Raw genomic sequence first — 20772 nt, forward strand, 5'->3', positions numbered from 1 at the left:
AATGCGCCGCATCCATCCTGGCCCGGAGGACGATCCCGACCTCGTACGTGCCTACGCCTATCCCGAGGGACGGCCGTGGCTCCGCCTCAACATGGTGGCCAGCGCCGACGGCGCGGCCTGGGACCAGGGGCTGTCCGGAGGGCTGTCGGGCAGGGCCGACAAGCGGGTGTTCGGGGTGCTGCGCGGGCTGGCCGACGTGGTCCTAGTGGGCGCCGCGACCGTGCGGGCCGAGGGCTACGGGCCGGTCAAGCCGCGCGAGTCGTGGCGGGTGCTGCGGGCGGGCCGGCCGGCGGCGGCGCCGCTGGCGATCGTCAGCCGCGGCCTCGACCTCGACTTCGACGCGCCGCTGTTCCGCGAGGCGGTGAGCCCGACTCTGGTGATCACCTGCGAGAGCGCGCCGGAGGACCGGCGCAAGGCCGCGGCGGCGGCCGGTGAGGTGATGCTGGCCGGCGGCGAGGAGGTCGACCCGCGCCGGGCGGTGGCCGGGCTGCACGCCAGAGGGCTGACGCGGGTGCTGTGCGAGGGCGGGCCGCGGCTCAACGCCCAGCTCGCCGCCGCCGGGCTGATCGACGAGCTGTGCCTGTCGGTGAGCCCGCTGCTGCTGGGCGGGGGCGCGGCGCGGATCCTCGACGGCGAGCCGTCGCGCTCGCGGCTGGAGCTGAGGCAGGTGCTGGAGGAGGAGGGCGTGCTCTTCTGCCGCTACGTGAGGGAGATGCGACCATGACCGAGCCGACACCCGGAGCGGCGCCGGAGCCGACGCCTGAGCCGGCGCCTGAGCCGGCGCCTGAGCCGGCGCCTGAGCCGGCGCCTGAGCCGGCTCCCAAGGCCGCCAGGAAGGCCAAGGAGCCGGAGCCGATCCCCGAGCTCGACCTGCCGGTGAGGCCGCCGGTCGGGCCGATGCTGGCCAAGCCGGTCAAGGCGATGCCCCGGCAGGACGGCACCCTGTTCTACGAGCCGAAGTGGGACGGGTTCCGCTGCATCGTGTTCCGCGACCGCGAGGAGGTCTACCTCGGCAGCCGCAACGAGCGGCCGTTCACCCGCTACTTCCCGGAGCTGGTGGAGGCCGTCAGGGCGGAGCTGCCCGAGCGGTGCGTGGTCGACGGGGAGATCGTGCTGCCGCGCGGCTCCGTGCTCGACTTCGAGGCGCTGCAGCAGCGCATCCACCCCGCGGCCTCGCGGGTCAAGATGCTGTCGGAGCGGACGCCGGCCTCGTTCGTGGCCTTCGACCTGCTGGCCGTCGGCGACGAGGCGCTGATGGAGGCGTCGTTCGCCGAGCGGCGGGCCCGCCTGGAGGAGCTGTTCCCGCGCAGGGGCCGGTCGGTGCGGCTCACCCCGGTGACCAAGAACGACGAGCAGGCCGGCGAGTGGTTCGAGATGTTCGAGGGGGCCGGGCTCGACGGCATCATCGTCAAGCCCGGAGACCAGCCCTACATCCCCGACAAGCGGGTGATGTTCAAGGTCAAGCACGAACGCACCGCCGACGTGGTGATCGCCGGCTACCGCGAGCACAAGACGGGCCCGATCGTCGGCTCGCTCCTGCTCGGCCTCTACGGCGACGACGGCCGGCTGCACCACGTGGGCGTGGCGGCCTCGTTCCCGATGCAGCGCCGGGCCGAGCTGGTGGAGGAGCTCAAGCCGTACCTCGCCGACCTGGACGAGCATCCGTGGGGCCACTGGGCCCAGCAGGCGCAGGCCAACCTCGGCCGGCCGGCCGCCACGCCCGCGACCGGCGGGCAACGCGTGCCGGGCGCGATCTCGCGCTGGAACGCCAAGAAGGACCTGTCGTTCATCCCGCTCCGGCCGGAGCTGGTGATCGAGGTCGCCTACGACCAGATGGAAGGCGACCGCTTCCGGCACACCGCCCAGTGGCGACGCCTGCGGCCCGACCGCACCCCCGAGTCGTGCACGTATGAGCAGCTCGAACGGCCGGTTTCGTACAACCTGGATGACATTCTTGCTCGTTGAGGCGAACTATCGCTTATATATCGCTTTATGAGCACCGGTGAAGAGCTGCAGGCGGCCCTGTCCGCCCGCCGCGACCTCGGCCCCGACTACGACGACGCCCTCGCGGCGTCGTTCCTCGACAAGGTGGGGCAGGAGGTCGACCGGCGGGTCGACGAGCGTCTCCGCGCCGCCCCCGCCTCGCGGCAGCGCGGCCCGTCCGACGGCCAGCGGCTCGCCCTCGCCATCGTCTCGCTGTCGCTCGGCACGGTGGCGACGGTCGCGCTCGCCATGGTCGGCGGCTTCAACCCGGCGTTCCTGGTGATCTGGACGGGCATCGTCATCGTCAACATCGTCTTCAACCGCCCCCGCGCCTGACCGCCCGACAGAGTCCCCGGGCGGGAGGCGCGGGCCGGGCCGCGACGGTCCGGCCCCTCCAGCGGGGCTTCCTCCCATCGCGGCTTGCGGGCTAGACGAGCCAGATGAGGCCGGCGAAGCGGCCGGGGTCCTGACGGCGGTGGGAGTAGAGGTCGCCGGACTCGATGGTGCACCGGGCGTCGTGCCGCACGTCGGGCACCCCCGCCGCGCGGAGCTGCGCCTCGATGCCGGCGCGCAGGTCGAGCGCGGGCGTGCCCCAGGAGGTGGTGGAGTGCGCCGGCGGCACCTTGGCCGCCACCTGGTCGCGCAGCGCGGCGGGCACCTCGTAGCAGCGCCCGCACGCCCCCGGCCCGACGAAGGCCGCCATCCGTCCCGGCTCGGCCCCCTTGGCCGCCATGGCCTCGACCAGCACGGCGGCGATGCCCGCTTCCGTACCGGGACGCCCGGAATGCGCGGCGCCGGCCATGCGGGCCACCGGATCGGCGACCAGCACGGCCGGGCAGTCGGCGCCCAGAGACGCCAGCGCCAGCCCCGGCTCCGTGGTGAACACCCCGTCGACGGGCGGCGCGTCGTGGCCGAACGGCTCGCTCACGTACGCGACCTCGGCGCCGTGGACCTGCCGCATGAACACGATCGCCCGCACGCCCAGCTCGGCCGCGACCGCCTCGCGGTTGGCCCGCACGGCGGCGGGGTCGTCGCCGGTCAGACCGCCGAGGTTGCGCGTCCCGTACGGCGGGGCGCTGACGCCGCCGTGGCGGTCGGTGACGGCGACGTGCACTCCTGGGACCAGTTCCATCCCACGATCTTATGACCGCCCCGGCGGCGGGCGGCGGTGGCCGGCGAAAGGGGCGCCATGATCCATTAAGGGCCGATAGATTCCCCCCATGAGTGAGGAGATCAACGAGTCCGCGGCGCAGTCGCGGGCGTCGGTGCTGCGCAGCCGCGCCGAGTCGTACATCGCGCTGGGACGGCACGACGCGGCGATCGCGGACCTGACCGAGTCCATCGCGCTCGTGCCGGACAACGCGCGCGCCTGGCGGCTGCGCGGCGAGAGCCACCGGCTCATCGAGCGGTACGAGACGGCGATCTCCGACTTCGACGAGGCGCTGCGGATGGAGCCCGACAGCGCGTACGCGCTGGGGTCACGCGGCCAGGCGTACGCCGCGCTGGGCCGCCACGACGAGGCGATGACCGACTTCGAGCACGCGCTGACCCTGTCGCCGGACTCGCTGTGGATCCTGGAGGCCAGGGCGGACGCGCTGGCCGACCTCGACCGCCTGGACGAGGCGCTGGCCGAACACGCCAAGATCATCGAACTGGACGGCAGCCTGGCCCATTCCTGGCTGTCCCGGGGCGACCTCTACCAGCGGATGGGCCTCTACGCCGAGGCCATCGCCGACTACACCAGCGCGCTGGAGATCGATCCCGACCACGTGCGCGCCCTGAGCCGGCGCGGGGAGGCGCTGCGCATGATCGACCAGTACGAGGACGCGCTGTCGGACCTCAACCGGGCGATCGAGCTGGCCCCCGACCACGACCGCGCCCTCGGCAGCCGCGGCGCGGTGCTGAGCGAGCTGGGCGACAACGAGTCGGCCCTGAAGGACCTCGACCGGGCGATCGAGCTGGACGCCGAGTACGTCTGGGCCTATCGGGTGCGCGGCGAGATCCTCCAGGAGGAGGAGCGCCATGAAGAGGCGATCGCCGACTTCACCCGAGCCCTGCACCTGGAGTTCGGCGACTGACCCGGGCCCGGCGGGCTGCCGGTGGGGCCCCGGCTCGCTGAGCTGCGGCGGAGACGGCCGGTGGGGCCGGCCGGTGGGGGCCGGCCGGTGGGGCCCCGGTTCGCGGGGCCCCACCGGTCACAGCGCCAGCAGCGCGCCGGTCCGCAGCCGGTCGCCCGACAGCGGTCTCATCGCGATGCGCATCAGGACGAGCGCGTTGTCGTCGCCCGCGATGCGGTTGGCGCTGAGCCCGCCGCACGACTGGCAGTGGTGGATGATCAGCCACTCGCCGTCGTCGCGGACCGTGACGCTGACCGGCGCCATGCGGCCCCGGCAGGCCGCCCGCCGGTCACCGGGCACGCGGTGGTCGACGTGGCGGCTGGTCAGGCAGTTGGGGCAGTGGTTGCGGTGCGCGGTGCCCGGCGCGTGGACGGGCACGTCGAGGCGGCAGCCGACACACCGGAAGGCGTCGCCGGGCTCTCCGTGCCTGACGTCCTTGCGGCGCTGCGGCCTGCCTGCGGCGGGTTTCCTGCGTGGCACGTGGTCCGCCCCCGTCACAGGTCGCCGAACGTTTCCAGCGGAAACGGCGGCTGGGCGAGCGGGCGGACGGCCATCCGCATGAGGATGAGCTGGTTGTCGTCGCCGCTGATCGGGTTCGACGTCAGCTCTCCGCAGCGGCTGCAGCGGTGAATGATCATCCAGTCGCCGCCGCGCAGCACCGCGATGGAGATCGGCGCCATGCGCGAACCGCACTCCGACGGCCCGCCCTCGGCGCGGTCGAACACGTGCAGCGAGTGCAGGCAGCTCGGGCAGTGGTTGCGGCGGCCGCCTCCGGGGGCGGCTCCGGTCACGGTCAGCCCGCAACGTACGCAGGCGAACGTGTCGGTCAGGACCTGACGGGTCTTGTGGGTGGACACCCTGGGGTACTCCTTGCCGAACAAAAGGGAAAAGGGCAGCAAGGAAGCGCCGTGCGGGCCTCGCGACGGTCAGCGCCGACGGGTCACGGACGGGTCCGGATGACGGTACGACGAGGCGCGCGTGGCGCGGTCCCGGGCATAGACCCCCCGCTTTCCAGGGCGTTACCGCCCATAAGACTCGTACATGGATATCGGGGAGCGTAGCCAGCCTCCGTACGGGATGGCCACCGATTTTCGACCGGCCACGGCGGGGGTTCCTTCGCGGCCGGCCTTGTTCACCAGGCGCCTCTGTCGCCTCCGGCGTCGGGACGGCTGGGGCTGGAGATGAACCGAATAATGTTCTAGGTTCGGTGCATGGGTATCGGGCTGACCACTGAACACCAGGCACTCGCCGACTCCGTCCGCGGGCTGACGCGACGGGAGGCGGGCCATGACGCGCTCGCCCGGCAGGGAGTGCTCGGGCTGCACGTGCCGGAGGAGCGGGGCGGGCAGGGGTTCGGGCTGGTCGAACTGTGCGTGGCGCTGGAGGTGCTCGGCGAGCGCCGGGTGCGCGGCCCGTACCTGCCGACGGTGCTCGCCTCCGCGGCGGCATCCCGCTCCCCCGCGGGCGAGGACCTGACCGGCGGCCTGGCCGACGGCTCCCTGACCGCCGCCGTCGTCCTGCCGGCGGACCCGCCCGGCACGGGCGACGGTTCGCCGGGCCGTCCCGGCGGGCCAGGAGCCGGCCTCCCGGAGGACGCGTCGGCCGCGGGCGCGACCCGGTCCCTGATGGCGCTCGGCGCGGCGGAGGCGGACCTGTTCCTGGTGCCGATCGGTGCGGACGGCTGGGCGCTGCTCGACCGCGCGGACGTCCTGGCCGAACCGGCCGGCGGCGTCGACCTGGACCGTGACCTGTGCGCCGTGACCGTCGTGAACGTGCCGGGCGAGCGCGTGCTCGGCGCGGTGCCGGTGCGGGAGCTGGCCGCGGTCCTGCTCGGCGCGGACGCCTGCGGGGTCGCGGCCTGGGCGGTCGCCACGGCCGCTGAGTACGCCAAGGTACGCGAGCAGTTCGGGCGGCCCATCGGCCAGTTCCAGGGCGTCAAGCACCGGCTGGCCGCGGCGCTGGTCATCGCGGAGCAGGCCCGCGCCGCCGTATGGGACGCCGCCCGGGCCCTCGACCAACCCGCCACTCAGGACGCCGGACACCGCGGAGAGGACGCCGGACACCGTGGGGAGGACGCCGGACACCGTGGGGAGGATGAAAGGCACCGCGGGCGGGACGAAGGGCTGCCCGCCGACGTGCGGCTGGCCGCGGGAGTCGCGGGGGTGCTCGGGCCGGAGGCCGGGGTGCGGTGCGCCGCCGACGCCATCCAGGTGCTCGGCGGCGTCGGGTACACCTTCGAGCACGACGCGCACCGCTACTACCGGCGGGCGCTGTCGGACCGCATGCTGGCCGGGGACCCCGGCGTGTGGGCGGGCGAGGTCGCCGCGCTGGCTCTCGGCGGGGTGCGCCGGTCGATGGAGCCCGGCCTGCCCGAGGAGGCGGCCCCGCTCAGGGAAGCGGTACGGGCGCACGCCGCGTCGCTGCGGGCCGCCGAACCCTCCGAACGCCGCCGCCGGTTCGCCGACGAGGGGTGGATCATGCCCCACCTGCCGGAACCGTGGGGCCGGGCCGCCTCACCGCTCGAACAAGTGATCATCCACGACGAGTTCCGCGGCCTGAAACGGCCGAACCTCGGCATCGGCGCGTGGGCCGTGCCGTCCATCGTCCGGCACGGGACCCGCGACCAGCAGGAACGCTTCCTGCCCGGGACCTTCACCGGGGAGATCGTGTGGTGCCAGCTGTTCTCGGAACCGGGCGCGGGCTCGGACCTGGCGGGCCTGTCGACCAGGGCCACCCGGGTGGAGGGCGGCTGGACGCTGACCGGGCAGAAGATCTGGACGTCCCTGGCGCAGTACGCCCACTGGGGCATCTGCCTGGCCAGGACCTCCCCCGACAGGCCCAAGCACGAAGGCATCACGTACTTCCTCGTGGACATGGCGGCTCCCGGCGTCACCGTCAGGCCGCTCAAGGAGATCAACGGCGACGAGCTGTTCAACGAGGTGTTCCTGGACGACGTGTTCGTGCCGGACGACCGGGTCGTCGGGGAGGTGGACGGAGGCTGGCGGGTGGCCCGTGACACCCTCGCCCACGAACGGGTCGCGCTCGGCGACTCGTGGGGGCCGGGGTCGCGGCACACCGACATGGCCGCCTTCGCCGCCCGGCTGCCGCTGCGGGAGGCGCGACGCGAGCAGGCGGGCCGGCTGTGGGCTGAGGGCCAGGCCATCTCGGCGCTCGGCCTGCGCGTCACCCTCGCCCAGCTCGCCGCCGACCGCTCCACACCGGTCGCCCCGGCCGGACCCGGCGGTGCGGGCCCGAGCGGAGCCGCCACCACGTCCAGCGCCTCTCCGGGCGTGATCGCCACCGCGTCCAGCGTCCGCAAACTGCTCGGCATGCGGCACGCCCAGGCGGTGTCCGAGTTCTGCTGGGAACTGGCGCCCGCCGACCCTCACTGGAGCCGCATGATCCTCGCCACCCGCGCCTTCACCATCGGCGGCGGCACCACCGAAGTGCAGCTCAACATCATCGCCGAACGCGCCCTGGGACTCCCCCGCGACCCGTGACGACCGGGTCACTGCGGGAAGCGCTCAGCCGCATCATCACGGTCAGTCGGCGCGGGCCTTGCTCGGTTGTACGCGCTTCGGCTCGCCCGGCATCTTGGGATAGTTGGGGGGATAGGGCATGTCGCCGCGTTCGTCCTGGTCGTACCAGTCGAGGAGGGTCTCGATCGAGTACGCGTGATCGTCGATGGCGGCGTGCACATCGCCCAGCTCGGCGAACCGGGCGGGCACCGTGCGGATGTCGAAGTCGCCCGGGTCGGCGTCCTCCAGCTCCTCCCAGGTGAGCGGGGTCGAGACCGGCGCGTGCGGGCGCGCCCGGACCGAGTAGGCGCTGACGACCGTGCGGTCACGGGCGTTCTGGTTGAAGTCGATGAACACCCGGTCGCCCCGTTCCTCCTTCCACCAGGCGGTGGTGACCAGGCCGGGGTCGCGCTCCTGCACCGCCCTGGCCAGCGCGATGCCGGCGTGGCGCACCCGCACGAAGTCCCATCGCGGCTCGATCCGGACGGCGATGTGGACGCCGCGGTTGCCCGAGGTCTTGACGAAGCCGGTCAGACCCAGCTCGCCCAGCACGTCCCTGGTCAGGAAGGCGGCCTGGCGCACCGCGTCGAAGCCGACGCCGGGCTGGGGGTCGAGGTCGACCCGCAGCTCGTCGGGATGCTCGACGTCGGAGGCGCGGACCTGCCAGGGGTGGAAGTCGATGGTGCCCAGGTTGGCGCAGTAGGCGATGGCGGCGATCTCGGTGACCCTCAGCGAGTCGGCCGTGCGGCCGCTGGGGAAGGTGACGGTCACGGTCTCCAGCCAGTCGGGGCGCTTGGCCGGCATCCGCTTCTGGTAGATGGCCTCGCTCTGCACGCCGTCGGGGTGGCGCTTGAGGTTGGCGGGCCGGTCCTTCAGCGCCCGGAGCGCGCCTTCGCCCACGCTGACGTAGTAGTCGACCAGCTCGCGCTTCGTCGCGCCGATCTCCGGAAAGTAGATCTTGCCGGGATTCGTGACCTTGACGGTCCGCTCTCCCACCTCGAGCTCGATGTACGGCGATGCCATGGGGAGGAACCTACCCCGCGCCCCCGACAAACCACGTGGCCCCGGACGTGAAGGGGGCCCGTCCCGGAGCAGCACCGGTGGCGGGACCGGGAGCTCGACGGAACGGGCCCGTGAACGAGACCACTCGCGCCGCCGTTCCGGGCGCTGGCGCGCCACCCGGCCGGCCAGGCGATCGCCGGCGGCGCCAGCACGGGCGTGGGCTGTGCCGCTCTGGCGATCCGGCGAGTGATCCCGCCCCTGGCAGGAGGCGATGACACCCCCTTGCTGACAAAGACGCGAATTCTCCCCAGAAAGGATGCTTCCCCCGATGGAGATCTCTTTTTGCCGCATCTCGTACTCTGAACGTATGGACAAGGTGATCAAGAGTGAGGCCGAGTGGCGCGTCCAGCTCGCTCCGGAAGAGTTCCACGTGCTGCGTGAGGCGGGCACCGAACGCCCGTTCACCGGCGAGTACGTCGACACGAAGACGGAGGGCGTCTACGCCTGCCGGGCGTGCGGCGCCGAGCTGTTCAGGTCCGACACCAAGTTCGAGTCCCACTGCGGCTGGCCCAGCTTCTTCCAGCCGTCCGATTCCGACGCGGTGACGCTGATCGAGGACCGCAGCCACGGCATGGTCCGCACCGAGGTGCGGTGCGCGCGCTGCGACTCCCACCTCGGGCATGTCTTCCACGGCGAGGGCTACCCGACGCCGACCGACGACCGCTACTGCATCAACTCGATCTCGCTGAGGCTCGAACCCGTCGAGTGACAATCTGTTGACCGTACGTATCGGACAGGTCTGGCGGGTAGGACAGCCCGTGTGCCGGATCCATGTGCGTCACCGGTGGGTGACGATCGAGACGATCGGCCGCGTCATCACACAGCGGTGCGAGAGGTGCTCGAAGACCCGGGTACGGGTGCGGTGAGATCAGGGCGTCCCTGAGAGGACGCGCGGCTAGGCGGTCCCGGTGGAGAAGAAGTCCACGATCAGGGAGTTGACCTCGTCCGGCTGCTCCAGATAGCCGTAGTGCCCGCACTTGGCGACCTGGGCGTACTCCGCGCCCGGGATGGCGGTGGCGACCTCCTGGACGAGGTGCGGCGGCGTGATGAGGTCGTCCTCGAAGCCCACGACCAGGCAGCGGCCCCGGATGGCGCGGTAGTCCGCCAGCCGGTCGTCCGTGATCTCCAGTTTGTGCTGGGCGCGCATCACCGCCTTGGCCGTCGGGAAGAGCTCGAAGAGGTCCAGCCAGTGCCGGGCCCGGCTCTCGTCGTCGAGCGTGTGCGGCGACAGGCTGAGCACGGCGCGCAGCGCGGCTCCGTAGGCGGCGGGCAGTTCCACCGGGCCGAAGTTCAGCTCGGCCTCGGCCGCGGCGAGGCGGGCACGGAAGTGGTCGGGCCGGCCTCGGGTGGCCATCAGCACGGCCTGCTCGACCAGTTCCGGCCGCTTCAGCAGCAGTTCCTGCACGACGTGCGCGCCCATCGACACGCCGACGAGGCGGCAGCGACCCCCGCACAGGGTCTCGGCGAGCCCGGCCAGGTCGCCCACCAGGTCGTCGATCTCGGGCGTCCCCGCGTCAGGAGCCAGACCGCGGTTGTCGAAGGTGATGACGCGGTAGCCGGCGGCGACCAGCGCGGGCGCCTGGTGCAGGTGCCAGACGTGCCCGGGGCTGCCGGTGCCCATCACCATGATCACCGGGTCACCTGTTCCCTGGTCTGTGTAGGTCAGGGTGGTCCCGTTCACTCTCGTCACGGCCATGCCGCTCTCCCTTCCGTTCGGTTCGGGGTGCCCGCGCGAAGGCCGCCCGCAGCAGTGGGGGCGCCATCAGGGACGTGGCCACCGCGATCAGGACGATGATCGAGTACGCGGCGGGTGTCAGGATGCCCAGCCGGAGCCCTACGGTGGCGACCACGATCTCGATGAGGCCCCGCGAGTTCAGCCCCGCGCCGATGGCGAAGGACTCCCAGCGGGGTATTCCGCTGGTGCGGGCGCCGAGGTACCCACCGGCCAGCTTGCCCGCCACCGCCAGCGCCAGCAGCCCCGCCGCGGTCAGGGCCACCACCGGATCGGCCAGGGCCGCGAGGTCCAGGTGCAGCCCGGCGAAGGCCAGGAAAACGGGGGCGAGCACGGCGACGACGACGGTGCGCAGCCCGGTCAGGTGCCGGGCGCCCGCGCCCCTGGCGGCCCCGGCGACCAGTCCGGCGACGAAGGCGCCGACCACCGGCTCCAGTCCGGCGAGGTGCGCGGCGAGCGCGCCGGTGATGATCACGACGGCGGCCGTGGTCATGGCGGGCGCCTGGTCGGCCTCGCTCAGCACGCGCCGGGCCAGCGGCCGCAGCGCCAGGGCCACCAGGGCCATGACCGCCAGCCACAGCACCGGCATCCCGACCGTTCGCGCCCCTCCGCCCTGGGTGGCCACCGCGCCGACGACCGCGAGCAGGACCCAGGCGACGGCGTCCTGGACGGCGCCGGAGGCCAGGGTGATCTGGCCGACGCGGTGGCCGAGCAGGTTCAGGTCGGTGAGCGTACGGGAGATGACCGGGATGGCGGTCACGGACAAGGCCACGCCGAGGTAGGCGGCGAACATGCCCCGGTCGGCGGCCGGCCCCAGCAGGACCGCCGGCGCCACGAAGCCCGCCGCCGCGCCCAGGGCGAGCGGCAGGAGCAGCGCCCAGGCGCTGACCCTGGCCAGCGTGCCCGCCTGCGCGCGCAGCCTGCCCAGGTCGAGCTCGGCGGCGGTGAGTCCGACGAGCAGCAGGAGCCCGAGCTGGGCGACGGCGTCGATGAGCGCCCCCGAGCCGGGCCGGGGCAGCCACGCGGCCCAGTCCGGCGCCAGCCGGCCCAGCACGGAGGGCCCGAGCAGGACCCCCGCCGCCAGTTCGCCCACGATCGCCGGCTGGCCGAACCGGCAGGCCAGCCGGCCCAGCAGGACGGCCGAGGCCAGGATCACGACGAGCTGCAGGAGGAACAGCGGGACCCCGGTGAGCATGGCCACAGCGTAGGAAGGGCTTCGCCGGCTTCCGCCTGGCCAGCGGGCGAATGGCGATTTCTCGCCACAACGGCGGCGGACGCTTCTCCGGCCCCGATCACGGCCCTACGGTCCGAAACAGCGAGATCCCCTGGAGAAGCGAAGGATCCCCGCAGTGAATGCCCGAATTGTGCAGGAACTGAACCAGCACGTCCGCCACGCCGGCTTATCCGGCGAGGTGGCGGCCGCCCGGCGCGAGTTCGCCGAACGCGGATTCGCGAAGGTGTCGTTCCTGGCACCCGCGAGTGTCAAGCAGGCCGTGGCCGACGACGTGCTCTCCCTCATCGAGGAATCCGGGGTCCGGCGTGACCTCAGGTTCAAGGAGACCGGTGGCACGCCCCGCCGGATGAGCAACGTGACGCGATCGGAGATCGCCGCGCGCAGCGCCCTCATCCCCGCCGTGTACCGGTCGGAGCCGCTGCTCGGCCTGCTCTCCGAGATCGTGGACGAGCCCGTGCTGGCCTGTCCGTACGAGCCCGAGCAGTACGTGATCACCCGTCTGGAGCAGAGCGGCGACACCCACGGCTGGCACTGGGACGACTACAGCTTCGCCCTGGTGTGGCTGGTGCAGTGCCCGCCACCGGAGCACGGCGGCTTCGTCCAGTGCGTCGCCGGCACCACCTGGGACAAGGGCGACCCCGCCATCCAGCGGGCGCTGCTCGACAACCCCATCTGGTCGTTCGAGGTGGGCGCCGGCGACCTCTACGTGATGCGCACCAACACCACGTTGCACCGCGTCTACCCGATCACCTCGGGGGTGCGGACGATCATCAACATGGGGTACGCGTCCAAGCCCGACCTGGAGACGGTGATGTCCCACGAGACCATGGACGCGCTGTGGGCCGAGCAGGCGTGAGCACGATGCCGACCGAAATGGAGAACCCGATGCACACGGCTTTCACCCGCGGCCCCGTCGCCGACCTCTTCTCGTCGTATCTCGCGGCGGTCTCGCTGTCGGCCGCCGACGAGCTCGGCGTCCTCGACGCGCTCAGGCGGCAGGGCAGCTACTCGATCGAGAGGGCGGGCGCGGACGGGCTCGACCCGCGGCTGGTGCGCCAGTTGCTGGTGACGCTCTCCTGGGCGGAGATCGTCGAGGTCGCCGACGACAAGGCGGTGACCGGGCCGCGATTCGAGGACGCCTACCGCGCGCGGGGGTACTTCTACTGGATGGTCCGCGGCTGCGGAGAGCTGTTCTCCGTCCTGCCCGGGGTGGCCAGGACCGAGGACCGCACCGGCGACTTCTACACCAGGGACATGCGGGCGGTGGCGGTCGGCTCCAAGCTGATCGGTGAGACCGAGGTCGAGCCGCACTTCGTCGAGCTGCTGGGCGAGCTGGACTACTCGGTCATCGCCGACCTCGGCTGCGGCTCCGGCCAGCGGCTGGTCGACGCGGTCTCCCGCCGGCCCGGGGTACGCGGCGTGGGCGTCGACATCGCACCCTCGGCGGTGGACCTGGCCGTGAGCTCGGTGGCGCGGGCCGGCCTGGCCGGCCGCGTCGGCGTCGTCGCCGGCGACGTGCGCGACCTGGAGCCGCTGCCCGAGTTCGCCGACGTCGACCTCATCACCTGCGTCTTCCTCGGCCACGACTTCTGGCCCAAGCCCTCCTGCGTGGCGGGCCTGCGCAAGCTCCGCACCGCCTTCCCCCGCGCGCGGCGGCTGCTGCTGTGCGATGTGGTCCGCAGCGAGGAGCCGCCGGGACCGGACACAACGATCTTCACGCTGGGTTTCGAGCTCGTCCACGCCGCGATGGGGGTCTACCTCCCCACCCGCGCTGAGTGGCACGAGGCGTTCCGCGAGTCCGGCTGGGTGCTGAACGGGGAGCGGGACTTCGCCGCCCCGCCGCGTGGCATCCTGTTCGACCTGAGCCCGGAGCGCTGACATGAGCAATCCCTTCGACGACGAGAACGGCTCCTTCCTGGTCCTGGTGAACGCCGAGGAGCAGCACTCGCTGTGGCCGTCGGCCTTCCCCGTGCCCAGTGGCTGGCGCGTCGCCTCCGGCCCCGCATCCCGTGCCGAGAGCCTGGAGTACGTCGAGCGCAACTGGAGCGACATCCGCCCCGCCAGTGTGAGGAACACGCCGGCATGAGCGCCGACATGATCGAGTACGTCCTCGACGGCAAGGAGGTGGACACGATCACGGCCGTCGGTGAGCGGGTGAGGGCGCTCGGCGAGGATCCCGCCGACCCCGGCTTCTACGACCGGTGCTGGCACATCCGCGAGGAACTGCCCGTCGGGCTGCGCCGCTTCCTGGAGGACTTCCGCCGTACGGAGCCGGCCGCCGCGTGCCTGGTGCGCGGCTTCCCGGTCGACGACGGCGCCGTCGGGCCCACGCCAGGCCACTGGTCGATGCCCCGCCAGTCGGCCGCCGCGGGCGACGCGGAGGTCTACCTCGCCCTGTGCGGGATGGTGCTGGGCGAGCCGTTCGCCTGGTCCACGCTGCAGGGAGGGCGGATGATCCAGAACATCGTGCCGATCCGCGGCGACGAGATGCAGCAGAGCGGTCACGGCAGCCAGTCGACGCTGGAGTTTCACACCGAGGACGGCTTCCACCCGCTGCGCTGCGACTATCTCCTGCTGTTCGGGCTGCGCAACCACGAGGGCGTGCCCACGGTCGTGGCGTCGGTGCGCGACCTGAAGTTGTCGCAGGAGCAGGCCCGGTTGCTGTCGCGGCCGCGCTTCCACATCATGCCCGACGACGAGCACCTGCGGCAGCTGGAGGCGAGCCATCCCGGCCATCCCGCGCTGGCCCTGATGCGCGAGATGCGTGACAGGCCGGAGGCCGTCGCCGTGCTCGTCGGCGAGTCCGGCACCCCCTACGTGCGGCTCGACCGTCCGTTCATGACCTGCGCGGACGGGGATCCGGAGGCCGAGAGCGCGCTCGACGCGCTCGTGGCCGGGCTGGAGGGCGAGCAGCGGGACGTGGTCGTCGGCCCCGGCACCCTGCTGATCGTCGACAACTACCTGGCCGTCCACGGGCGCAGGCCGTTCCATCCCCGCTACGACGGCACCGACCGCTGGCTGAAGAAGCTGACGGTCAGCAGGAACCTGCGCAGATCCATCGGCAACCGGGCCACCACCAGCCCTCGGGTGATCTTCTAAGGGGTGTCGCCATGCGTACTGTGGTCATCTCCGGCGCGTCCAGCGGGATCGGGTTCGCCGCCGCCGAGCACTTCGCGCGCTCCGGCGACACGGTCGTCAACCTCGACGTGCAGCCGCCGATCGCCGCGACGAGCCCGGGCGTCTCCTGGGTCGAGGCGGACGTGACCGACTGGCCGGCGATCGAGGCGGCCGTGGCGGCCGTCTGGACGGACCACGGCCGGTTGGACGTGGTGATCGCCAACGCGGGCATCAGCGTCAGGCACGGCGTGCTCAACCTCGACGAGGCCACCGCCCGCCGCGTCCTGGACGTCAACCTGCTCGGCGTGCTCGGCCTCTGGCGCTGCGCCGCCGGCTACATGACGAGGCAGGGGCACGGCGTGCTGCTGGCGACCGCGTCCGTCAACGCCTCGCGGGCCTACCCGTACTACGCCGACTACAACGCCGCCAAGGCCGGCATCCTCGCCCTGTGCCGCACCTTCGCGCTGGAGCTCAGCCCGAACATCAGGGTCGCCTGCGTCAGCCCGGGGGCGGTGCTGACCCCCATGCAGGAGGCCGAGTACACCCCGGAGATGCTGGACGAGGTCAACCGCTCCATCCCGCTCGGCAGGCACGCCGAGCCGGCGGAGATCGGCGCGGCCTTCCACTACCTGGCCTCCCCCGCCGCCGCGTTCCTGACCGGGCAGGAGCTGGTCGTGGACGGCGGCGAGATCGCCGGCGCGACCACGTCCGCCTTCGGCACCGGCGGCACCACGGACGCGCCCGGCCCATCAGCGTGGCCGCTCTCCTCGACCTCCCGGGCGGGCGGCGCTACCTTCTAACCCCGTGTGACAGACATCACTTCTTCGAGAGAGGATTTCCGATGAAGCGCCGTATCGCTCTCGTCACCGCCGCGACCGCGTTCTTCGCGGCCCTGTTCGTCATGCCCGCCGCCGCGGAGCCGGACGTCGACCCGTTCAGGAACTTCCACTGGACCGGCGAGCGTGACATCCCGAAGCGCCCCTGGATCGGCGAGCAGGTGATCCCCAGGCTCTCCTGACGTCGTTCAGCGCCCTTCGTCCTCCGCGAGCAGGGCTGCCGCGCGGGCCCACAGCTCGTGGGCGCCCTGATCGTTGTGGAGCATGGCCTCCGTCGCCGCCAGCGCCTCCAGCGCCCGCGCGTGCCAGATCCTGGCGCCCAGCTCCTCGAAGACCTTGGAGGCGAGGGTCAGGTTGTTCCGGGCCGAGGTGGCGTTCCCCGTCCCGAAGTGGAGGTTGCCCAGCGCGAGCGAGGTGACTCCGACCACGAACTGCTCGCCGACCCGCTGGGCGATCTGCCGGGACGTGAGCAGCGCCATCTCCGCGCCTTCCGTACGGCCCTGCTGCGCGTAGGTCTCACCCAGCACCCGCAGCACGTAGGACTCGCCCACCACGTCACGCAGCTCGCGCACCGTCTGCAGGGCCTTCTCCAACGTCTGGCGGGCGGCGTCGACGCGCTGGGTACGCAGCAGCACCTCGCCGAACCGGTAGAGCGCCTGGGCCAGGCCCCGCTGGTAGCCGATCTCCTCGAAGACGCTCACCGCTGCCCTGAGCAGCGGTTCGGCCTCACCGTACGCGCCCTTCTCCAGGAGTACCTGCGCGGTGCTGGCCATGACGTGCGCCTCGGCGGCGTGGTCGCCGAGCTCGCGCAGCGTCTCCCCCGCCTGCTCGTAGCGCGCGAGCGCCAGGTCGAACCGGCCGGCGATGCGATCGAGCAGGGCGAGGTTGCGCAGCGCGAGCGCGCGGCCGTGCTCCTCGCCCTGCTGCTCGAACATGTGCACCGCCTCCCGCAGGAGGCTGTCGGCCTCGTCGTAGCGCTGGCGGAACAGTTCCAGGCTGCCCAGACCGTAGATCATGGCCGCCTCGCCGCGGACGTCGCCGTCGCGGCGGGCCGCGGCGAGCGCGACCTCGTGCGTCGAGCGCCAGTCGTCGTAGTAGCCGCGCAGTTCGAAGAACGTCGCCGAGGTCATCGTCAGGTCCCAGCAGAGCGCGCTGAAGCCGAGGGCGGCCGCCTGGCCGATCTCCGCTAGCAGGTGCGGGCGCTCGGCCTCGAACCATTCGATCGGATCGGGCATCATCCGGTCGATCATGGCGAACGGCAGCCTGCGTCGCTCGGCGGGACCGTGCAGGACGGCGTAGTCGCCGCCGAGCAGGCGGGCGTGAGCGGCCTCCACCAGCGCCAGCCAGCAGCCCAGGGCCCGGCGCAGCGCGGCGTTGCGCTCCTGCTCGCTCTCCTCGATCAGGGCGCGCTCGCGCGCGTACAGGCGCAGCAGGTCGTGGAAGCGGTAGCGGGCCTGGCCGCCCGCCCAGGGCTGGCCGAGCTCCAGCAGTTGCGCGTCGACGAGCTGCTCGATCAGGTCCTGGGCGTGTTCCGGGTCCACCTCCAGCAGGGCGGCGCCCAGCCACGGGCCGAACTCGGTGACGTCCAGCAGCGCCAGCCGCCTGAACATGATGGCCGCCTTGGGCGACAGGTCGCGGTAGCTGAGGATGAACTTGGTGCGCAGGTCCACCTCGCCCTGGCTGAGCTCGTCGAGCCGTCGGCTCTCGTCGGTGAGCCTGGCGACGAGGTCGGCGCTGGTCCACGACGGTCGCACGGCCAGCCGGGCGGCCGCCACCCGCAGCGCCAGCACGAGCCCTCCGCACAGCTCGCTGAGCTGCCTGGCCCCCTCCGGATCGGCGTGCACCCGCTGCTCGCCCGCGATGCACGCGAGCACGTCCACGCCCTGGTCGGGCCGCAGGACGTCCAGGCGGAGCGGGGTCGCGCCCTCCAGCGTGATGAGCCCGGCGAGCTGGTCACGGCTGGTCACGATGACGGCGCAGCCGAGCGCGCCGGGCAGCAGGGGTCTTACCTGGCTGGAGTCGCGCGCGTTGTCGAGCACGAGCAGCAGCCGGCGCCCGGCCAGGACGGTGCGGAACAGGGCGGCCCGCTCCTCCAGCGTGGTCGGGGGGTGCTGGCGGGTCACGTTCAGCGCGCGCAGGAGGGTGTCGAGCACGTCGAAGGGCGAGCTCGGCGGGCCCGTCTCCGAGTAGCCGTTGAGGTCGACGAAGAGCTGGCCGTCGGGGAAGCGTGCGGCGACGCGGTGCGACCAGTGCACGGCCAGTCCGCTCTTGCCGACCCCGCCCATCCCGGTGATGACCGCGATGAACGGCTGGCCCGCCTGGCACTTGCGGTTGAGCAGCGCGTCGAGCCGCTCGATCTCGGCGTCGCGCGCGACGAAGCCGTTGACGTCGGGCGGCAGCTGGGCGGGCACGGCCGGCGCGGCCTCCGGCGCGGCCTGCTCCATGACGAACCGGCCCTGCCGCTGGCCGGTCTCCCCGCGCAGGATCGCCTCGTGCAGGCCGGCCAGCTCCGTGCCGGGTTCGAGCCCGAGCCGCTCGATGCTGAGCCGGTAACCCTCCTGGTAGGTGGCCAGCGCCTCAGCGCGGCGCCCGGCCCTGCTCTGGGCCAGCATGAGCAGGCCGCGCAGGCGCTCGCGCAGCGGGTACTCGGCGACCAGCCCGACCAGCTCGCCGAGGATCTGCAGGTCGTGCGACAGTTCCAGTTCGACCTCGAAGAACTCCTCCAGGATGGCCAGGCGCCATTCCCCGAGCCGCTCGGACTCCGCGCGCACCAGTTCGCCCTCGACCCCGGTGAGCGGGTCGCCCCGCCACAGGGACAGGGCCTCGGAGAGCTGTTCCGAGGCCTTTTCCAGGTTGCCCGCCGTCCGCGCCGTGCGCGCCTGGCGCAGCGCCTCCTCGACGTCCTTGACGTCGAACCTGTCGTCGTCGGCGAGCCTCAGCAGGTAGCCGGAGGAGGCGGTGACGATGGGGTCGTGCGCCACTCCGGCGGCGGCGAACTCCCGGCGCAGCCCCGACACGCAGATGGCCACCTGGTTGCGGGCGGTCGCGGGCGGGTTCTGGCCCCAGATCGCGGCGCTGAGCCTGTCGGTCGAGACGACCCGGCCCACGTTGAGCAGCAGGGTCGCGAGCATGATGCGGCGCCGTGGCCCGCCCAGCGGGATGTGCAGGTTTCCCGTGCTCACCGTCAGGGGACCGAGGACGCGAAACTCCATGCGTACACCCACTGATTCGTCTCAGCCAGGCCAAGGCGGTTCCGCCGACTCCTACGGCAGATCGTAGGTCATATTATCAATGGCGATATAACAATAAATGACAAAAAATGTCCACTTCTGCTGTGGTTACCCGTCAGTAGGGACGGGTGATAACCCAACGAAATCGCATGCACATACCTCCCATCTAGCGTTCGAAGTGGTGATACTTCGACTGGCAACCGGGTTGGTATCGATGTCTCTCAACAGCAGCAGAACCGTCCCCTTCAAACCCACCGACCATCCCACAACGCAGCTCGGGCTCCCGCTCCTGGAGCTGGAACTGGCCGAGCAGACCCACGCCGAGTTGCTCGTGCTGTCCGCCGAGCCCGAGCGCCTGCACCCCGCCCTGCCCCGCCTGTTCGCCCGGCTCGCCCGGCGCCGGGTCGCCGTCCGGATCCTGCACGGACCCGGGCGGCCGGGCCGTACGTCCCCTCTCGCGCAGGCCTGGCAGGCGGGCGCGACCGCGCGGGCCGTGACCGGCCTGCCCTATCAGGTGCTCGTACGGGACCGGGTGGTCGCCTACGTCGCGCACCCCGGCCCCGCCCACACCGGGCGGCTGGAGAGGATCCCCCATCCTGTGGTCGCCGCCTCCGTGGCGGGAGTCTTCGACACGATCTGCCGGATCCTCGACGAGCGGCGCAGCGACGCGGCCGGCGACGAAGGGCACGACGATGGACACGACGAGGTGCTGCGGGCCCTCGACGACGGCCTCACCGACGACCGCGCCGCCGCGCGGCTGCACCTCAGCAAGCGGACCTTCGCCAGGCGGGTGGCGGGCGTGATGGAGCGCCTCAACGCCGCCAGCCGTTTCCAGGCCGGGGCGGAGGCCGTCAGGCGCGGCTGGATCTGACCCAGCGCGCCAGCGGGACCAGCGTCTCCTCGTCGCTGAGCGCCCCGTGCTCATAGGAGAGGCCGGGATCGGGGAGCGGGAAGCGCGGTGACGTGGCGATCGCCACCACCGCGCCGAGCCGCTCCCGCACCGGACCGGCGACCTCCATCAGGCCCAGTTCGCCGAGAGCGCTCGCCGGCAGCACCCGGGCATGACCGTCCAGGGCCTCCGCGAGGCGTTCGGCCACCTCGTTCTCCCTGCCCGCCCGCGGGTAGAGCCAGCGAACCCGGCCGGCCCCGCCGCCCGGGAGCTCGCACAGTCCGGGCGCGTCCACCCGCTCCCAGCGTCGCGCCAGCACGGGGTCGGAGGCGACCGGGACCAGGCCGTGATCGGCGTGGGCGAGCACGCGCCACCCCCTCGCGGCCCAGGCCGTCGCGTGCCGCTCCAGTTCGGCCAGCGCGTCCACGGCCCGCTCGTCGTAGCCGTGCCGATGCAGGTGGTCGTCGAGGTTGACGTAGACCCACAGCAGCAGGGGCCGGGTCCGCCGCACGCCGATCGCCGCCTCGACGTCCGCCGCGACCCCCGCGACCAGGCCGTGCGGGTCGCGGGTCAGCGCCTCCCGCGCCGGCCGGCGCGCCGCGCCGCGGGTGAGCGCGTCCACCCAGGGACCGGACAGCAGGTCGAGCTCACGGCCCACCACCATCGGATCGGCGCCTTCCGCCCGCTCGAAGATCGTGGGCAGGCGCACGACCGGTCCGCGCGGCGCCGGCTCCCCCGCCAGGACGTCCCCCGTGATCACGTCGACGAGCGGCCCGCCGGCCCGCTCGCGATAGGCCGCGCCGACCACCAGATGGTCACTCACCGGCGCGCCGGTGACCGAGGTCATCCACGCGCTGGCCGAAGTGCTGGGAAAGGTGGAGGTCAGACAGGTGAGCTCGGCGGACCGCCATACCCGCCGGGCGACCTGCCACGACAGTCCGTCCACGGCCAGCACGAGCACGCCGCGACCGCCCCGGCCCAGTTCCGAGAGAACCAGGCCGGGGACGGCACGCAGGTCGAGCCCGGGGCGAGCGAGCGTCCCGGCCTCAGTCAT

21 protein-coding genes are annotated in these 20772 nt (G+C 72.5%); 13 read left to right on the top strand and 8 right to left on the bottom strand.

The annotated features are described in order from the left end of the window. Position 1 precedes the first annotated feature (1 nt). The 3 genes from ACQEUU_RS27315 (at position 2) to ACQEUU_RS27325 (ending at position 2319) form a co-directional block, all read left to right on the top strand. The gene (locus tag ACQEUU_RS27315) at positions 2–724 is read left to right on the top strand and encodes a pyrimidine reductase family protein (RefSeq protein WP_433071204.1); all 723 of its coding nucleotides are present in this window, start codon (positions 2–4) and stop codon (positions 722–724) included. Between the two features lie 173 nt (positions 725–897). After that, on the top strand, positions 898–1965 hold the full coding sequence (locus ACQEUU_RS27320; protein ID WP_433072003.1) for an ATP-dependent DNA ligase: 1068 nt from the start codon (positions 898–900) through the stop codon (positions 1963–1965). 27 nt (positions 1966–1992) lie between these two features. Continuing rightward, positions 1993–2319, top strand: a complete 327-nt coding sequence (locus ACQEUU_RS27325) for a hypothetical protein (protein ID WP_433071206.1) — start codon at positions 1993–1995, stop codon at positions 2317–2319. Positions 2320–2410: 91 nt separating this feature from the next. Here ACQEUU_RS27325 and pgeF read toward each other — a convergent pair whose 3' ends face one another. After that, complete coding sequence (gene pgeF, locus ACQEUU_RS27330; RefSeq protein WP_433071208.1) at positions 2411–3115, bottom strand: peptidoglycan editing factor PgeF; 705 nt, start codon at positions 3113–3115, stop codon at positions 2411–2413. Positions 3116–3203: 88 nt separating this feature from the next. Between pgeF and ACQEUU_RS27335 the strand changes: the two genes are divergently transcribed. Further along, positions 3204–4061, top strand: a complete 858-nt coding sequence (locus tag ACQEUU_RS27335) for a tetratricopeptide repeat protein (RefSeq protein WP_433071210.1) — start codon at positions 3204–3206, stop codon at positions 4059–4061. Positions 4062–4178: 117 nt separating this feature from the next. On the opposite strand, the gene ACQEUU_RS27340 is transcribed toward ACQEUU_RS27335, so the two are convergent. Beyond that, entirely contained in the window at positions 4179–4580 is a 402-nt protein-coding gene (locus ACQEUU_RS27340) for an RNHCP domain-containing protein (RefSeq protein ID WP_433071211.1), read from the bottom strand. A gap of 14 nt (positions 4581–4594) precedes the next feature. Then, positions 4595–4957, bottom strand: a complete 363-nt coding sequence (locus ACQEUU_RS27345) for an RNHCP domain-containing protein (RefSeq protein WP_433071212.1) — start codon at positions 4955–4957, stop codon at positions 4595–4597. A gap of 354 nt (positions 4958–5311) precedes the next feature. Between ACQEUU_RS27345 and ACQEUU_RS27350 the strand changes: the two genes are divergently transcribed. Continuing rightward, positions 5312–7600, top strand: coding sequence for an acyl-CoA dehydrogenase family protein (locus ACQEUU_RS27350; protein WP_433071214.1), 2289 nt, complete (start codon positions 5312–5314; stop codon positions 7598–7600). 42 nt (positions 7601–7642) lie between these two features. Here ACQEUU_RS27350 and ligD read toward each other — a convergent pair whose 3' ends face one another. Continuing rightward, positions 7643–8641, bottom strand: coding sequence for a non-homologous end-joining DNA ligase (gene ligD / locus ACQEUU_RS27355; protein WP_433071216.1), 999 nt, complete (start codon positions 8639–8641; stop codon positions 7643–7645). 346 nt (positions 8642–8987) lie between these two features. Between ligD and msrB the strand changes: the two genes are divergently transcribed. Then, positions 8988–9389, top strand: a complete 402-nt coding sequence (msrB, locus tag ACQEUU_RS27360; protein WP_433071217.1) for a peptide-methionine (R)-S-oxide reductase MsrB — start codon at positions 8988–8990, stop codon at positions 9387–9389. A 186-nt stretch (positions 9390–9575) separates the two neighbouring features. On the opposite strand, the gene ACQEUU_RS27365 is transcribed toward msrB, so the two are convergent. Then, the gene (locus ACQEUU_RS27365) at positions 9576–10376 is read right to left on the bottom strand and encodes an alpha/beta fold hydrolase (RefSeq protein ID WP_433071219.1); all 801 of its coding nucleotides are present in this window, start codon (positions 10374–10376) and stop codon (positions 9576–9578) included. Then, a complete protein-coding gene (locus ACQEUU_RS27370; RefSeq protein WP_433071221.1) occupies positions 10318–11607 on the bottom strand; it encodes a cation:proton antiporter in 1290 nt (429 codons plus the stop codon). Before ACQEUU_RS27370 ends, ACQEUU_RS27365 begins: the two co-directional genes overlap by 59 nt. 154 nt (positions 11608–11761) lie before the next feature. Between ACQEUU_RS27370 and ACQEUU_RS27375 the strand changes: the two genes are divergently transcribed. Genes ACQEUU_RS27375 through ACQEUU_RS27400 form a run of 6 tightly spaced genes read left to right on the top strand, consistent with a single transcriptional unit; the run spans position 11762 to position 15781 of the window. Beyond that, positions 11762–12502: a HalD/BesD family halogenase gene (locus ACQEUU_RS27375; RefSeq protein WP_433071223.1), complete on the top strand. Its 741-nt coding sequence runs from the start codon at positions 11762–11764 to the stop codon at positions 12500–12502. A gap of 29 nt (positions 12503–12531) precedes the next feature. Further along, positions 12532–13524: a class I SAM-dependent methyltransferase gene (locus tag ACQEUU_RS27380; protein WP_433071225.1), complete on the top strand. Its 993-nt coding sequence runs from the start codon at positions 12532–12534 to the stop codon at positions 13522–13524. A gap of 1 nt (position 13525) precedes the next feature. Next, complete coding sequence (locus tag ACQEUU_RS27385; protein WP_433071227.1) at positions 13526–13732, top strand: MbtH family protein; 207 nt, start codon at positions 13526–13528, stop codon at positions 13730–13732. Continuing rightward, a complete protein-coding gene (gntD, locus tag ACQEUU_RS27390; protein ID WP_433071229.1) occupies positions 13729–14745 on the top strand; it encodes a guanitoxin biosynthesis L-enduracididine beta-hydroxylase GntD in 1017 nt (338 codons plus the stop codon). The genes ACQEUU_RS27385 and gntD overlap by 4 nt, the downstream gene beginning before the upstream one ends. Positions 14746–14756: 11 nt before the next feature. Further along, the gene (locus ACQEUU_RS27395) at positions 14757–15563 is read left to right on the top strand and encodes an SDR family NAD(P)-dependent oxidoreductase (RefSeq protein ID WP_433071231.1); all 807 of its coding nucleotides are present in this window, start codon (positions 14757–14759) and stop codon (positions 15561–15563) included. A 41-nt stretch (positions 15564–15604) separates the two neighbouring features. Further along, positions 15605–15781 carry a hypothetical protein gene (locus tag ACQEUU_RS27400; RefSeq protein ID WP_433071232.1) on the top strand — a complete coding sequence of 59 codons (177 nt, stop codon included), beginning with the start codon at positions 15605–15607 and terminating at the stop codon, positions 15779–15781. A 6-nt stretch (positions 15782–15787) separates the two neighbouring features. Here ACQEUU_RS27400 and ACQEUU_RS27405 read toward each other — a convergent pair whose 3' ends face one another. Beyond that, entirely contained in the window at positions 15788–18811 is a 3024-nt protein-coding gene (locus ACQEUU_RS27405) for an AfsR/SARP family transcriptional regulator (RefSeq protein ID WP_433071233.1), read from the bottom strand. Between the two features lie 232 nt (positions 18812–19043). On the opposite strand from ACQEUU_RS27405, the gene ACQEUU_RS27410 reads away from it, so the two are divergent. Next, positions 19044–19700: a hypothetical protein gene (locus ACQEUU_RS27410; RefSeq protein ID WP_433071235.1), complete on the top strand. Its 657-nt coding sequence runs from the start codon at positions 19044–19046 to the stop codon at positions 19698–19700. On the opposite strand, the gene ACQEUU_RS27415 is transcribed toward ACQEUU_RS27410, so the two are convergent. Further along, on the bottom strand, positions 19681–20772 hold the full coding sequence (locus tag ACQEUU_RS27415) for an alkaline phosphatase family protein (RefSeq protein WP_433071237.1): 1092 nt from the start codon (positions 20770–20772) through the stop codon (positions 19681–19683). The genes ACQEUU_RS27410 and ACQEUU_RS27415 overlap by 20 nt on opposite strands.

Source organism: Nonomuraea sp. CA-218870, from assembly GCF_050936535.1.
Taxonomy (GTDB): Bacteria; Actinomycetota; Actinomycetes; order Streptosporangiales; family Streptosporangiaceae; genus Nonomuraea; species Nonomuraea corallina.